At 65.3% G+C, this 14187-nt stretch carries 13 protein-coding genes; 1 reads left to right on the top strand and 12 read right to left on the bottom strand.

Features of this window, described 5'->3' with window-relative positions; translation table 11 throughout:
- Positions 1-28: 28 nt before the first annotated feature.
- The 8 genes from WS46_RS28075 to WS46_RS28040 form a co-directional block, all read right to left on the bottom strand.
- Positions 29-775, bottom strand: a complete 747-nt coding sequence (locus tag WS46_RS28075) for an ABC transporter permease (RefSeq protein ID WP_059525789.1) — start codon at positions 773-775, stop codon at positions 29-31.
- A 12-nt stretch (positions 776-787) separates the two neighbouring features.
- The gene (locus tag WS46_RS28070; protein WP_059525787.1) at positions 788-1510 is read right to left on the bottom strand and encodes an ABC transporter permease; all 723 of its coding nucleotides are present in this window, start codon (positions 1508-1510) and stop codon (positions 788-790) included.
- Positions 1511-1602: 92 nt separating this feature from the next.
- Positions 1603-2463 (bottom strand): transporter substrate-binding domain-containing protein, encoded by an 861-nt coding sequence (locus WS46_RS28065; RefSeq protein ID WP_059525785.1) that lies wholly within the window; start codon positions 2461-2463, stop codon positions 1603-1605.
- 295 nt (positions 2464-2758) lie between these two features.
- Positions 2759-4300 (bottom strand): UxaA family hydrolase, encoded by a 1542-nt coding sequence (locus tag WS46_RS28060; protein WP_059692422.1) that lies wholly within the window; start codon positions 4298-4300, stop codon positions 2759-2761.
- Between the two features lie 71 nt (positions 4301-4371).
- Positions 4372-5709 carry an MFS transporter gene (locus tag WS46_RS28055; RefSeq protein ID WP_059692421.1) on the bottom strand — a complete coding sequence of 446 codons (1338 nt, stop codon included), beginning with the start codon at positions 5707-5709 and terminating at the stop codon, positions 4372-4374.
- Between the two features lie 40 nt (positions 5710-5749).
- The gene (locus WS46_RS28050; protein ID WP_059692420.1) at positions 5750-7057 is read right to left on the bottom strand and encodes an enolase C-terminal domain-like protein; all 1308 of its coding nucleotides are present in this window, start codon (positions 7055-7057) and stop codon (positions 5750-5752) included.
- Between the two features lie 64 nt (positions 7058-7121).
- The gene (locus WS46_RS28045) at positions 7122-8231 is read right to left on the bottom strand and encodes a D-mannonate oxidoreductase (RefSeq protein ID WP_059692476.1); all 1110 of its coding nucleotides are present in this window, start codon (positions 8229-8231) and stop codon (positions 7122-7124) included.
- A gap of 17 nt (positions 8232-8248) precedes the next feature.
- Positions 8249-9265 carry a zinc-binding alcohol dehydrogenase family protein gene (locus WS46_RS28040; protein WP_059692419.1) on the bottom strand — a complete coding sequence of 339 codons (1017 nt, stop codon included), beginning with the start codon at positions 9263-9265 and terminating at the stop codon, positions 8249-8251.
- 380 nt (positions 9266-9645) lie between these two features.
- Between WS46_RS28040 and WS46_RS28035 the strand changes: the two genes are divergently transcribed.
- A complete protein-coding gene (locus WS46_RS28035) occupies positions 9646-10347 on the top strand; it encodes a FadR/GntR family transcriptional regulator (RefSeq protein WP_059692418.1) in 702 nt (233 codons plus the stop codon).
- 158 nt (positions 10348-10505) lie between these two features.
- Here the strand turns inward: WS46_RS28035 and WS46_RS28030 are convergent, their stop codons facing one another.
- The 4 genes from WS46_RS28030 to WS46_RS28015 form a co-directional block, all read right to left on the bottom strand.
- Positions 10506-11024, bottom strand: a complete 519-nt coding sequence (locus WS46_RS28030) for an AidA/PixA family protein (protein ID WP_059692417.1) — start codon at positions 11022-11024, stop codon at positions 10506-10508.
- A gap of 64 nt (positions 11025-11088) precedes the next feature.
- Positions 11089-11592, bottom strand: coding sequence for an inclusion body family protein (locus WS46_RS28025; RefSeq protein WP_059525772.1), 504 nt, complete (start codon positions 11590-11592; stop codon positions 11089-11091).
- 605 nt (positions 11593-12197) lie between these two features.
- Complete coding sequence (locus WS46_RS28020; protein ID WP_059692416.1) at positions 12198-13106, bottom strand: ABC transporter ATP-binding protein; 909 nt, start codon at positions 13104-13106, stop codon at positions 12198-12200.
- A 45-nt stretch (positions 13107-13151) separates the two neighbouring features.
- Positions 13152-14126: an ABC transporter permease gene (locus WS46_RS28015; RefSeq protein ID WP_059692415.1), complete on the bottom strand. Its 975-nt coding sequence runs from the start codon at positions 14124-14126 to the stop codon at positions 13152-13154.
- Positions 14127-14187: the final 61 nt, after the last annotated feature.

The raw sequence follows: 14187 nt of genomic DNA, 5'->3' as shown, positions 1-14187 counted from the left end.
CGGATTCTCCTGGAAAGGATGGGGACGCTCAGGATGCGACGCGCCGGGGATTGCGCGTCGCCGCGACCGACGCGCCGGACGGCTTGGGCGCGCGCAGGTGCCCGGAGAGCCGCCATTCGAGCGCGCCGAGCAGGCGCACGACGATGAAGTTCAGGGCCAGATAGATGACGGCGGCGCAGACGAAGACCTCGGTCGTCCGATAGGTCTGCTGAATGATCTGCTGCGCGACGCCCGTCACTTCCCACACCGTGACGAGGCTGGCCAGCGCGGTCGACTTGACGAGCAGCACGGCTTCGGTCGAGTACGCGGGCAGGCACTGACGCAGCGCGATCGGGCCAATCACGCGCCGCAGCAGCGCGAAGCCCGACAGCCCGATCGAATAACCGGCCTCGATCTGCCCGACCGGCACGGCCATCAATCCGCCACGCAGGATTTCGGCCGTGTAGCCTGCCGTACACAGCGCGAGCGACAGCACCGCGCACACGTACGGCTCGCGCAGCAGCGGCCACATGAAGCTTTCGCGGATCACGCCGAACTGGCCGAGCCCGTAATACACGAGGAACATCTGGATCAGCAGCGGCGAGCCGCGAAACACGAGGATGTAGCCGCGCGCGAAGCGGTTCGGCAGCCAGTGCGGCGACACGCGCATCGTGACGATCACGAGCGACAGCAGGCCGCCGAGCACGAGCGACGCGAAGAACAGGCCGAGCGTGGTCGGCACGGCCGCGAGCAGCTGGCGCAGCGTATCGAAGAGAAAGTCGAAATCGATGGACATGCACGTTCTCCGTCAGTTGCGCGCGAAATTGCGGCGGAACGACCGGCCGACGATCGCTTCCGCCCGGTTGAACACGCGGTTCGACAGGCCCGTCATCAGCAGATACAGCGCCCCGCCCGCAACGAAGAACACGAAGTACTGGTGAGTCGAATTGGCGGCGATCTGGCTCGTGCGCAGCAGCTCGGCGAGGCCGGTGACGGAGATCAGCGCCGAATCCTTGAGGCTCAGTTGCCACACGTTGCCGATGCCGGGCAGCGCGAAGCGCAGCACCTGCGGAATCAGGATGCGGCGCAGCACCATGCTGCCCGGCATGCCGATCGCGCGCGCCGCCTCGAGCTCGCCCTTCGACACCGCCAGCACCGCCGCGCGATACACCTCGGCCTGATAGGCGCCCGAGATCATCCCGACCGCGAGCGCGCCGATCACGAACGGCGGCACGCCGATGAAGCCTTCCGCGCCGAACCACTGGCCGACGGCCGTGACGAGCGTCGAGCCGCCGAAGTAGAACAGATAGATGACGAGCAGTTCCGGCACGCCGCGAAACACCGTCGTGTACAGGTCGCCGAGCAGGCGGGCGCTGCGGTGGCGCGACAGCTTCGCCGCCGCGATCGCCGCGCCGATCACGGCGCCCACCGCGAGCGCGGCGAGCGTCAGCGCGACCGTCATCAGCGCCGCGAGCAGCAGCACACCGCCCCATCCTTCGGTTCCGAAGCCGAGCATTTCAAGAATCGCCATGCGTGCCTCCCGGCAAGCGTTGAGTGAATCTGCGGGATGCGTGCCGCCGCGCGTCGTACGAATCGCTTACGCGGCGGCCGCCGAATGCACGCTTACGGCGTGACGTCGGTCTTGAACCACTTGTCGGCCAGCTTCTTCACCGTGCCGTCCGCGAGCGCCGCGCCGATCGCCGTGTCGAACTTCGTCTTCAGATCGGCATCCTGCTTGCGGAACGCGAGGCCTTCGCCCGGCCCCCAGATCGGCCCGCCGAGCTTCGGCCCCGCGAGCACGATCGACGCGTTGTCCTTCTTCGTGTTGTTCGCCGCGTAATACGTGACGTCGTCGAACGACGCATCGATGCGCCCGGCGACGAGGTCGAGATCGCGCTCGGGCGAGGTCTTGTACACGCGAATCGACGCGATGTCCTTGAAGCTGTCGTTGATGAACTTCGTATAGACGGTGCCCGACTGGATACCGATCGTCTTGCCCTTCAGCTGCTTGCGCAGCGCGTCGACGGTGGGCTTGTCGGCGTTCGCGTCACCCGTCAGCTTGACCATCGGCGCGCCCGGCGCGGCCTTCGGCAGGATCTTGGTATCGGTGACGGCGAACGTCGCGGGCGTCGCCGCATACGGACGCGAGAACAGCAGGATCTTTTCGCGCTCCGGCGTGATCGAAATCGCATCCATCAGGATGTCGAACTTGCCGGCCTGCAAGCCGGGAATCATCCCGTCCCAGTCCTGCGCGACCATGTTGCACTGCACCTTGATCCGTTCGCACACGTTGGCGAGCAGCTCCGGTTCGAAACCGCCCAGCTTGCCGCCCGGCAGCGTGAGGTTCCACGGTGCGTAGCCGCCTTCGAGCGCGACCGTTACCGTCTTCCATTCCTTTGCCTGCACCGGTGCGGCGAGCGTTGCCGCTGCTGCCGCGATGACGCCGATCGTCCTGATTGCCCACTTGATGCGCTTGCCGTTCACGAGAGTTCTCCTTGCGTTGAAGTGCGTCATCCCTTCGGTGCAGCAAGCCGCCTCAGGAATTTGTCTATACAAGCATGCAAGAAGAAAAACAGCGAGACAAGCAGCGATCAAAAAAAACCGTGAAAACGCGGGAAATCCCCTAATTTAGGGGCTCCGACGTGCCTCGTTGCGGGGAATTCAGGCACGCAGTTGGTGCATACCGGACGATCCAATCGGCAGGATGACTAGACAAATCCTGAATTCGATCTCACGGCACAGGCAGAGGGAACCCCGGCTGCAGCGGGCAAACACGCGGCTAGGTGATCACCCCAACCTGCCAGGGCACGAATTCGTTCTGGCCGTAGCCGTGCAATTCGCTTTTCGAGCGATTGCCGGACGCGCAGTCGAGCATGTGCTGGAAGATCGTGGCGCCAAGCTGGTCGACACTCGACGTGCCGTCGATCACGCCGCCGCAATTGATGTCGATGTCGTCTTCCTGACGCATCCACAGCGCGGTATTCGTCGCAAGTTTCAACGACGGCGCCGGCGCACAGCCGTACGCCGAACCCCGCCCCGTCGTGAAGCAGATCAGGTTCGCGCCCGACGCGACCTGCCCCGTCGCCGACATCGGATCGTAGCCGGGCGAATCCATGAAAACGAGGCCGCGCGCATCGATACGCTGCGCGTATTCGTATACGTCGACGAGATTCGTGGTCCCGGCTTTCGCGATCGCGCCGAGCGATTTCTCGAGAATCGTCGTGAGCCCGCCCGCCTTGTTGCCGGCCGACGGATTGTTGTCCAGCGCAGCGCCGTGGCGTGCGCAATAGTCCTCCCACCACGCGATGCGCGCGAGCAGCTTTTCGCCGACGTCGCGACTGACGGCACGCCGGGTGAGCAGATGCTCGGCGCCGTAGATTTCGGGCGTCTCGGAAAGGATCGCCGTGCCGCCCTGCCGTACCAGGCGGTCGACGGCCGCCCCCAGCGCGGGATTCGCCGAGATGCCCGAGTAGCCGTCCGAGCCACCGCACTGCAGCCCCACCACGAGATGCGCCGCCGGCATCGCGATCCGCACCGCGCGGTTCGCGTCCGCGAGCATGTCCGTGACCATCGCGATGCCGCGCTCGATCGTCCTGCGCGTGCCGCCGCTCTCCTGGATCGTGAAGTGGCGCAGGCGTGCGGCATCCGCATGCCCGCCTTCGCGCAGCACGTCGCCGATCTGGTTGGTCTCGCAACCGAGGCCGATGAACAGCACCGAGTGGAAATTCGGATGCGCGGCGTAGCCCGCCAGCGTGCGCCGCAGGATCGCGATTCCGTCTCCCCGCGAATCGATCCCGCAGCCGAGACCGTGCGTGAGCGCGATCACGCCGTCGATGTCCGGATAGTCGGCCAGCGCATGCGGGTTCACCTCTCGTCTGAAATGATCGGCGATCGCACGCGCCACCGTGGCGGAGCAATTGACGCTCGTCAGTATGCCGATGTAATTGCGCGTCGCGATCCGTCCGTCGTCGCGGCAGATGCCCATGAAGGTCGCCGGCGTGTCGTCGAGACGCGTCGGACTCGCGGCGGCGCCGAACGCGTGCTCGCGCGCGAACTCGGCCATGCCGAGGTTGTGCACGTGCACATGCTGACCGCGCGCGATCGTCTCGCGCGCGACGCCGATGATCTGGTTGTAGCGCCTGACCGGCTCGCCCTTCGCGATGTCGCGCGTGGCGATCTTGTGGCCTGGCGGAATCAGGCCGGACACGGCGAGCGCCTCGCACGCGATCAGGTCGCCGGACACGAGCTGGCGCGTCGCGATCACGACGTCGTCGTTCGGATGCAGCCGGATCGCGACCGGCCCGGTGACGGGAAAGGACATGACAGTGATCCTGGATTCAAGATGGGTGGTTCGGCGCCGGCAGGCCGCCTTGCGGCGCGCCGGCGAACGCTTCATCGATGCGAGCCGGCCCGCGCGCCGCCCGGCGCGCTTTCCGCGCCCGCGTGCCCCATGCCGCGCAGCGAGCGCAGCAGCAGCACGCTGACGAAACACAACGCGGCCACCACCACGAAGCCGGTGCGCGAATCGTGCGACGCCGCATCCGCGAACGCCTTGATCTGCGGCGACACGAAACCGCCGAGATTGCCGATCGACACGATGAACGCAATGCCGCTCGCGGCACCCGTCCCGCCGAGATAACGCGTCGGCAGGCACCAGAACACCGGCTGGCACGCGACCAGCCCCGGGATCGCGATGCAGAACGCGAGCAGCGCCAGCACCGGCGTGTTGATCACGGATATCGATGCGAACGCGAGAATCCCGACCGTCAGCATGCCGGTCGCGACCTGCAAATGGTTGTCATGGCGGTCCGCGAAGCGCGTCGCGATGATCATCGCCGCAATCGTGCACAGCCACGGAATCATCAGCAGCAATCCGATCTTTCCATCGATCTGGGTGCCCATCGTCGCGGCGAATTTCGACGGCAGGTAGAACGCGAGCGGCGCATTACCGATCTGGATGCAGAAGTACGCGGCAATGAAGGTCAGCACGCGACGGTCCTTCAGCACGCCGAACACCGTCGCGGACAGGTGCCGCGATTTCGCGCGCTCTTCCGCATCGAGCGTGTTGCACAATGCGCGCTTCTCGTCGTCGGTCAGCCAGCGCGCGTCTTTCGGCCGGCTCGTCAGGTAGAAGAACGCGATCACGCCGACCACGGTCGCCATCAGCCCCTCGACCAGATACATCCATTGCCAGTTCCGCAGGCCGAACATGTCATGCATCTGCAGCAGGAAGCCCGACAGCGGATTGCCGATCAGCATCGCGATGGGCACGCCGAAATAGAACAATCCGAGCGCGCGGGCGCGCCCCTTCGCGGGAAACCAGTAGGTCAGGTACAGGATGATGCCGGGAAAGAACCCGGCCTCCGCCGCGCCGAGCAGGAAGCGGATCGCATAGAACTGCGTCGGCGTATGCGCGAACATCATCGACGCCGAGACGAGCCCCCACGTCACCATGATCCGGCTCATCCACACGCGCGCACCGATGCGATTCATGATCAGGTTGCTCGGCACTTCGAACAATGCATAACCGACGAAGAAAATGCCGGCGCCGAATGCGAATGCCGCATCGCTCAGGCCCGTGTCGGCCTGATAGGCGAGCTTCGCGAAGCCGACGTTCGCGCGATCGATGAAGGCCAGCGCGTACATCAGCGTGAGGAACGGCAGGAGCCGGATGGCGGCCTTCCTGACCGCCGTGGCAAGGTGCTGCGATTGCTGCGGATCGTGATTCATCGTTGTCTCCGGTTTGGTTCTTGTCGTGATGCCTGTTCGATTACGCTCGCCATTCGGGCCCGTCCGGGTACGCGAATGCATCGAGCGACGCCGGCTTCATCGTGACGCCGTAACCTGGCGCCTCCTGTGGCATGTAGCGCCCGCGGCGAATCACGATCGGCGCCTCGAAATGCTCGTGAAGATGGTCGACGTATTCGAGCACGCGCCGCTCCAGCGAGCCCGACACCGCGATGTAGTCGAACATCACGATGTTCTGCGAGTACTGGCACAGGCCGACACCGCCGCCGTGCGGGCACACAGGCACGCCGAACTTCGCGGCCATCAGCACGACGGCGAGCACTTCGTTGAGCCCGCCGAGCCGCGCGGGATCGAGTTGGCAGAAATCGAGCGCGCCGGCCTGGAAGAACTGCTTGAACATCACGCGGTTGTGCGCATGCTCGCCGGTCGCGACACCGATCGGCCCGATCCGCTGCCGGATCGCCGCATGACCGAGAATGTCGTCCGGGCTGGTGGGCTCCTCGATCCACCACGGATCGAACCGCGCGAGCACCCGCATGTTCGCGACCGCCTCGTCGACGCCCCAGTTCTGGTTCGCGTCCATCATCAGCTTGCGCTCCCAGCCGAGTTCTTCGCGCAGGATGCGTGCACGCCGCACGTCCTGTTCGAGATCCGCGCCGACCTTCTGCTTCAGGTGGGTCCATCCGTCCGCCACCGCGGCGCGTGCGAGCGCGCGCATCTTCTCCTCGGAATAACCCAGCCAGCCGGCCGCGGTCGTGTATCCGGGGAAGCCGTGCTCGCGCATCTCCCGCTCGCGCTGGGCCTTGCCCGGTGCGGCCCGGCGCAGCATCGCGACGGCCTCGTCGCGCGTCAGCACGTCGTCGATGTACGTGAAGTCGATGCAGTTCACGAGTTGCTCGGGCGGCATGTCGACCAGGAATTTCCAGACCGGCTTGCGCGCCGTTTTCGCCCAGAGATCCCAGATCGCGTTGATCAGCGCCGCCGTTGCGAGATGCACCACGCCCTTCTCCGGGCCGACCCAGCGCAACTGGCAGTCGCCCGCGACCATTTCGTGCCAGTACGCGCCGAAATCGGCCGTGATCTCGTCGAGCGACCGGCCGATCACGAACAGCTTCGCGAGCGCGTGCGCCGCCTCGACGCACAGCTCGTTGCCGCGGCCGATCGTAAACGTCAGCCCGTGCCCGCGAAGGCCGTCGTCGGCATCGGTGACGAGCGTCACGTAGGTCGCCGAATAGTCGGAGTTGCCGTTCATTGCATCCGAGCCGTCCATGCTCCTGGACGTCGGAAAGCGAATGTCACGTACCTGCTCATCGATAATGCGTGTCGTCATCGTTGCGTGTCTCCATTCCATTTCATTCGATTTCACTTCGCTGGACGCCGGGCCGCACGCCCGCCTACCCGAGCGCCGCGATCAGGTACGGCTGCGCGACCGATAGCTTCAGCGCGCGCGCCAGGTCGACCACCGGGCGCAGGCGCCGTGTCTTCTTCACGTCGTGATTGCCCGCGATATCGGCCAGCCGGTGCGCGAGGAACGGGTTCAGGAAACGATCGCGCACCTCATCGAGGTAGGCCAGCGCCGCGTCGCGCTCGCCGAGCGCATCGAACACCGGCATCACCTCGTCGCTCCACACCGCCTCGAGCGGCGTGCGGTACGCGGGATCGTCCATCGCTGCGCCCACCGTCATGTCAGGCGCGCCGCCGCGCGTGCGCCATTGCTCCGCGAGCACCGTGTGCCCGAGATTGAGCAGCAGCAGCTTCAGGCGCTCGTAACGTTCGAGATCGTCGGTCACGACGATGTCCGGGTGCTCGCACGGCAGCGTCATCCCCGCCGTGCGCCGCACCGCCCACAACGCATACGGTTCGGCGATCGCGCCGACCGGGTGAATCGGCTCCGACACGATCCGGTCGACGAGCGAGTTGACCCACACGCAGCCGCCGATCAGGTAATCGACGAACGCCGCGTCCGCGCGCCAGCCCCGCGCGACGGCGATGACGAGATCGCGCAGCGTGTCGCCATTGCGCGCGACGAGTTCGCACGGCAGCAGCGTGACGGGCGCCCCGCCCGCGCGGAAGCGCTCGTGCAGCAGCACCGCGAGCTTCGCCGCGAAACCGCGCGGCGCGCGGTGGCCGGCCAGAAGCTCGGCCCCGTCGTCGAACAGCGCATAGCCGCTGTCGCCGGTGTTGGACACGATGACCCGGACCTCGCCTGCGACGTGCTCGCGCAACCTCGCCCAGTCGTTCGCCGCATGCAACGCTTCCGTGATCGCCGTGCACTCGACCTCGCGATCGATCGTCTCGCCGTGCCGCCGGCCGCGAATCCGCACCGGGTAGCGCCCGCTCGCGCGCAACGCATCGATGCGCGCACGGCTTTCCGCGCTCGACGTCGTCTGCACCACGGTAATCGCGCCGAGCGCGCGGCCGGCGGCCAGCGCTTCCGACACGAACAGGTCGACGTGCGCCTGGAGAAAGCGGCTGGTGCCGAACTGCAGGACCGGATTGCCCATCGGTTCGCGCTCCGCGTTCAGCATTCGACGAGCGCCTTGATCACGCCGGCGTCCGGTTCGAGGAGTTCCGCGAACCGGTCGGGCAGGTCCGCGAGCGTCAGCGCGTGCGTCTTCAGCGCGTCGGTCGGCACCCGCCCCGCACGCATCGCGTCGAGCACCGTTTCGAAATCGGCCGGCGTCGCGTTGCGGCTCGCGAGCAGCGTCGTCTCGCGCTTGTGGAATTCCGGATCGGAGAACGAAATGCGGCCCTTCACGAGCGAGATCAGCACGTACTTGCCGCCGTGCGCGACGAAGTCCAGGCCGCGCTCCATCGCCGCGAGATTGCCGGTGGCGTCGAACACGACATCGAAGAATTCGCCGTCGGTCAGCGCCGCGAGGCGCTCGGCGTCGGCTCCGCTCGTGTCGAGCGGCACGGTGGCGTGCGCGCCCAGCGCCGTCGCGCAGACCGCCAGCCGGTCCGCGCGGCCGTCGAGCACGCAGACCCGCGCGCCGCGCAGCGTGGCGAAGATCAGCGCGGCCATGCCGATCGGGCCCGCCCCGACGACCAGCACGCGTTGCCCGGATCGGACCTCGGCACGCGCGACCGCGTGCGCGCCGATCGCGAGGAATTCGATCATCGCGGCCTGGTCGAGCGTGACGCCGTCGGCCGCGAACACGAAGGCCTGCGGCACGGCGAGGTATTCGACCATGCCGCCGTCGGCGTGCACGCCCAGCACCTCGATCCGGGTGCAGCAATTGGTCTTGCCCGCGCGGCACGCGACGCACGTCCCGCACGACAGATACGGCATCACGTAGACCTGGTCGCCGGCCTTGACGCGCGCGCCCGCCGGTGCGGTCTCGACGACGCCGGCCAGCTCGTGCCCCATCACCCTCGGATAGGCGAGGTACGGCTGGTTGCCGGTGAAGATATGCATGTCGGTGCCGCATACACCAACCCGCTTCACGCGGATCAGGACATCGTCGGGGCCTGCGGCCGGCACCGGGCGCTCGGCAACGACCAGACGACCGGGTTCTTCACAAATGACGGTTCTCATCGGTATCTCGGTAATGGATGAAACAGGACGGTGCGGCGCGTGCCCCCACCGAATTGGCCTGACCAGACACAGGCTATTGGTCTGGCCTTAATTGGTCAAGCCAATTGACAGAATATTCAGGAAAATCCCTAAAAAGGCTCGGTGGCAAGTGCATGTCGCATGGTTCGGATATTTCCATTTTTCCTTGCTGCCGTTGGAAGGCAAGCGAAATCGACGGGCACGCCGAGCGGCCGGAGGTTTGGTAAGGCCAATTTGCCCATCCGGCTCGTTGCGACGTCGAACGAGGCCCTTGACGCCGCGCCAATTGGTCAGGCCATTCAAAGTGCAGTAGACTGATCGCTTCGGATCGGACAACCGCGCGACGCGGCAAGGGGGGAGCATTGCTGGACCAGTTCAAACAGGTGGATACGCGCCGCCTGTATCAGCGCATCGCCGACCAGATTCGTTCGCTCATCGAAGAGGGGCGGTTCGCCGACGGAGAACGCCTGCCGCCCGAGCGGGATCTGGCTCAGCAGTTGGGCGTATCACGCCCGTCGGTTCGCGAGGCGCTCATTGCGCTGGAGATCGAGGGCATCGTCGAAGTTCGGATGGGCTCCGGCGTGTTCGTGTGCCCTCCCGCGAAGGCGTCGAATGCCGCGGCGACACCGCTGGGCGAAAATCCGATCGAACTGATGAGCGCCCGCGCCGCGCTGGAAGGCAGCGTCGTCGAACTCGCATGCGCACACGCGACGCCCGAACGGCTGGCGCCCGTGCGCCGCGCGGTCGAGGCGATGCGGTCCGCCATCGCGGAAGGCCGTTCCCCGCTCGCGCACGATCGCGAATTCCACGTCGCGATCGCAGCGATGACCGGCAATTCGGTGCTGGTCAGGCTGGTGGGCGAGCTGTTCGACGGACGCCACAGTCCGATCTCGTCGCGCGTCAGCGCGCGCACCGAAAACAGGCAGACATGGGCAAAGGCGTTCGACGAACACGAGTCCATTCTTCACGCGCTGGAAAACGGCGAGGTGCTGATGGCCCAGGCGGCCGTGCGCATGCATCTTTACGCATCGCAACGACGCTGGCTGGAACAGGAGCGAAACTGACCCGGGCGGGCCGTCCCTGAAACGCGTGCGGCCCGCGCGCCAAACGGTTCGGAATCCTGCTTGAACGCGGCATTCGCGCGGAAAATCGCCGGAACGCCGGTATCGGGCGCCAGGTTGACGTTGCCGTCGCGACCCGGCGACGGCCTTAAATCGGACTGCTACGAATCCGCCCCGCCGTCGTCGATCTCGATCGACGTCTCCCAGCGGAAATAACCGGACACGGCACCATCGCGATCCAGCACGGCGAAATCGGCCGTGCACGTGGTGGCGCCCGCGGCCAGCACGTCGCTGCGCCAGTAGTGATCCGGCATCGGCCGGCACTGCGGATGGAGCAGGTCGTCGTCGGACGGCACCGGCGTCGCGGCGTCGCGCACCTCCGGTTCGATCGGCGCGACGATGCCCGCGTCCTTCAATGCGAACCGGATGAACAGCACGCTCGCTTCGGCACGCAGCGCCAGCGCCGTTTCGCGCAGGCGGAGTTGGTCGCCCGGCGACAGGCCGGCAAAGAGCCGGCTGTCGTTGCGGCCGAGCGTCCCGGTGTCGCCGGGGCTCACCACGTAGATGTGCCGGCCGTCGATCACCGTCGGCGCATCGGCGTTCCGGCTCGCATCGGGATAGGTCGACAGCAGCGTGACGGCATCGACGATCGCAAGCACATCGCAACGAAGACCAGACATGGCACGTCCTCCGGAACGGGAATATGACGCGGGCGACCGCCACGCGGCCGCCCGCCTGCCGAGATCAGTTGTGGATCGAGATGAACGGATCCCACTGATAGCAACCCAGCGACTGGCAGTTGCGGTCGATGATCTGGAAGTAGAAGTGATAGGTGACGCGGCCTTCCGACAGCGTTTCCGACGACCAGTAGTAGTTGTCCACCTTCTGGCAGGTCGGCGTCGACGGCGAGCTCGGATTCGGAATCGGGACCGACGCGGTGGCCTTGCGCGGCGTCGGCGTCGAAATCAGGTCCTTGCCCTGGTTGGCGATGAAGCCGTAGAAGACCACCTGCTTCTCGAAGCCCAGGGACAGGCTCGTTTCGCGCCAACGGATCAGGTCGCCGACCTGGGCCCTCAGGTCGAGTTCGCCGCCCGCCTGCCCGGAGACGACGTTGTCCTGGTTCGTGACCATGTACACGTGCTTCCAGTCGATCAGCGTCGGGTTTTTCGGATCCCGGCTGGGATTCGGATATTTTTGGAGAATCGTTTCGGTATCGATCGAGACGAGCACATCGGTAACGCGTGACATAGGAACTCCCGTTCAGGTAAATGGGGCGGCCGGTGCGCGGACTGTTTCAGACGACCTTCAATCACCGATCGAGTGACGATTCGTCATGAAACCTTGAAACCTCAAGTTGTCCCGCGATTTAAATTTACACCGCGCAGTTAATCCAATGAACCTGTAAACGCTGACAGTTCTCGATTATTTTTTATAAAATTCCTGGCTCATCAAAACAATACCAATGATTGATCCTGTATTTCGCATCATTCTCATCAAGGATAAATCAACGCACCAGGAGCACGCCCCTCAAGGATGCGCGGGAACGTGAAATGTTCGACCGTTTTATTAGCATTTTTTATTAATGCCACCGCCTCCGACACGAATCCATGGCCTCGATGCGTGATTATGTGAATTAACCCTTATACCTCACACAAAATCGAAACAAAAAGACTCACGCAACCAGCCCAGAATTCCGACATTATTTAAACGCACTTTTAACGGCATTATTTCACCCCGCACGCCACTCGGCTCGATTAATGGAAAATCCGAACCGAGACCGCTGACTAGATAAGTTCGCACTCGATCTCGATCCGTACGTCATCACGGGCACATATGCATGCCCGGCTCTCCCGCTACTCGACATTGTCCGAAACGTCCGTCATCCGGATCATGTGCGGCTTCACGCCTTCGTCGTCCGCCGCCTCCTCCTTCGGATGGATCAGCGCTTCGAGCCGGGCCTTCGTCGCGACGAATTCGGGCATATTGACCTGCGAATAATCCCGCGGCCGCGCCACCGGCACCTCGATCAGTTCCTGCACGCCGCCCGGGTTCGCCTTCAGCACGAGAATCCGGTCCGCGAGGAAGATCGCCTCGTCGAGATCGTGCGTGATGAACAGGATCGTCACGTCGATATTGCGCCAGATGTCGAGCAGGTGTGTCTGCATCCGCGCACGCGTCTGCGCGTCGAGCGCGCCGAACGGCTCGTCCATCAGCAGGATGCGCGGACGGTTCGCGAGCGCGCGGGCGATCGCCACGCGCTGCTTCATGCCGCCCGACAACTGATGCGGATACACGTCGGCGAAACGCGTCAGCCCGACCAGATCGAGCCATTGCAGCGCCTCGCGCTCGGCTTCGCTGCCGCTGCTGCCGTTCATTCGGAGGCCGAACATCACGTTCTTCTTCACGGTGAGCCACGGAAACAGCGTATAGCCCTGAAACACCATCCCGCGATCGGCGCCGGGCCCCTGCACGGGCTTGCCGTCCAGCAGCACCTCGCCGCTCGTCTGCGTCTCGAGCCCCGCCAGGATGCGAATCAGCGTCGACTTGCCGCAGCCGGACGGGCCGATCACGCACACGAACTCGCGCCGATGGGTACGGAAACTGATGTCGTCGAGCGCGACGCACTCGCCCTGCGGCGTCGCGAAACGCTTGCCGACATGCCGCACGTCGAGAATCACGTCGCGGGCCTTGAGCCGCGCGAAGCGCTCGCGCACCGCGTCGGATTGAATCAGGTAATCGGGAACGGCTTGCGGATTCTGCATGATGCCCTCTACGGAAATCGGTCGATGGATGCGCGTCAACGGGCGTCACGCCTTCAGCGTGCGATCCCACGGAAACAGCTTGCGGCCGAGCAGTCCGAGCGCGATGTCGGTGCCGAGGCCGATGATCCCGATCATCAGGATTGCCGCATAGACGTTGTCGAAGTGCTGGTAGCGCGCCTGCTGGCTGATGTACCAGGTGATGCCCGAGCTCGTGCCGACGAGTTCGGCGACGATCAGGTAGGTCCACGCCCAGCCGAGCAGGATCCGCTGGTCGCGATACAGGTCCGGCAGCACACCCGGAATCACGACGTGCGTGAGCAGCTGAAGCTTCTTCGTGCCGAGCGTCATCGCCGCTTCGAACAGCCCGTATTCGAGCTTGCGCGTCGTGTTCGCGATGATCAGCACCTGCTGGAACAGCGTGCCGATCACGATGATCGCGACCTTCGGCGCGTCGTAAATGCCGAGGATCGCAACCATCAGCGCGCCGAACGCCGGCGCCGGCAGGTAGCGGAAGAACTCCAGGAATGGCTCCTGCAGCCGCGCGAGCGCGCTGAAGGTGCCGCAGACGATGCCGAGCGGCACGCCGATCGCGGACGAGATCACGAAGCCCCAGAAGATGATCCGGATGCTGTGCCACAGGCTTTCGTGCAGCCACACGCCATCGCGCGACGCGGGCGGCGTCGTGAACGCCGTGTAGAACGCGCGCAGCACCTGGTGCGGCGCAGGCAGGTACACCGGGTTCGCGCGCACGCCCTCGGGCACGGCCGCGTGCGTCGCACGCGCATGCGCGAGCTCGTCGTCGAACACGTCGCGGTCGATCTGCATGCCGGTCTGGAAATAGTCGACGCTTCCCGGATTCGTGATGCGCATTTGCGGATGCCAGACGAACGGCACATAGCTGATCAGGCACCAGACGGCGAACGGCAGCAGGAAGGACGCCAGGCCGAGCGTCCATTTGCCGCGCGCCGTCAGCTCGCGGCGCACGGCGAGCCAACCGGTCGTGTTGCGGGTCGTTGACATGGGAATCTCCGTATCGTTTCAGGTGCCGGTCGCGCGCATGCCGGAGCAACGCGCGACCGGA

This window comes from Burkholderia sp. RF4-BP95 (assembly GCF_001521985.1).
GTDB lineage: Bacteria > Pseudomonadota > Gammaproteobacteria > Burkholderiales > Burkholderiaceae > Burkholderia > Burkholderia diffusa.
Note: the sequence above shows the minus strand (reverse complement) of the source record. Positions and strands in the feature narration are given on the sequence as shown.

Excerpts from the sequence above, each read along its gene's own strand:
- WS46_RS28020 (WP_059692416.1), bottom strand. The coding sequence starts at position 13,106 with ATGCAGAATCCGCAAGCCGTTCCCGATTACCTGATTCAATCCGACGCG.
- WS46_RS28055 (WP_059692421.1), bottom strand. The coding sequence starts at position 5,709 with ATGAATCACGATCCGCAGCAATCGCAGCACCTTGCCACGGCGGTCAGG.
- WS46_RS28050 (WP_059692420.1), bottom strand. The coding sequence starts at position 7,057 with ATGACGACACGCATTATCGATGAGCAGGTACGTGACATTCGCTTTCCG.
- WS46_RS28045 (WP_059692476.1), bottom strand. The coding sequence starts at position 8,231 with ATGGGCAATCCGGTCCTGCAGTTCGGCACCAGCCGCTTTCTCCAGGCG.
- WS46_RS28040 (WP_059692419.1), bottom strand. The coding sequence starts at position 9,265 with ATGAGAACCGTCATTTGTGAAGAACCCGGTCGTCTGGTCGTTGCCGAG.
- WS46_RS28015 (WP_059692415.1), bottom strand. The coding sequence starts at position 14,126 with ATGTCAACGACCCGCAACACGACCGGTTGGCTCGCCGTGCGCCGCGAG.
- WS46_RS28075 (WP_059525789.1), bottom strand. The coding sequence starts at position 775 with ATGTCCATCGATTTCGACTTTCTCTTCGATACGCTGCGCCAGCTGCTC.
- WS46_RS28025 (WP_059525772.1), bottom strand. The coding sequence starts at position 11,592 with ATGTCACGCGTTACCGATGTGCTCGTCTCGATCGATACCGAAACGATT.
- WS46_RS28070 (WP_059525787.1), bottom strand. The coding sequence starts at position 1,510 with ATGGCGATTCTTGAAATGCTCGGCTTCGGAACCGAAGGATGGGGCGGT.
- WS46_RS28060 (WP_059692422.1), bottom strand. The coding sequence starts at position 4,300 with ATGTCCTTTCCCGTCACCGGGCCGGTCGCGATCCGGCTGCATCCGAAC.
- WS46_RS28030 (WP_059692417.1), bottom strand. The coding sequence starts at position 11,024 with ATGTCTGGTCTTCGTTGCGATGTGCTTGCGATCGTCGATGCCGTCACG.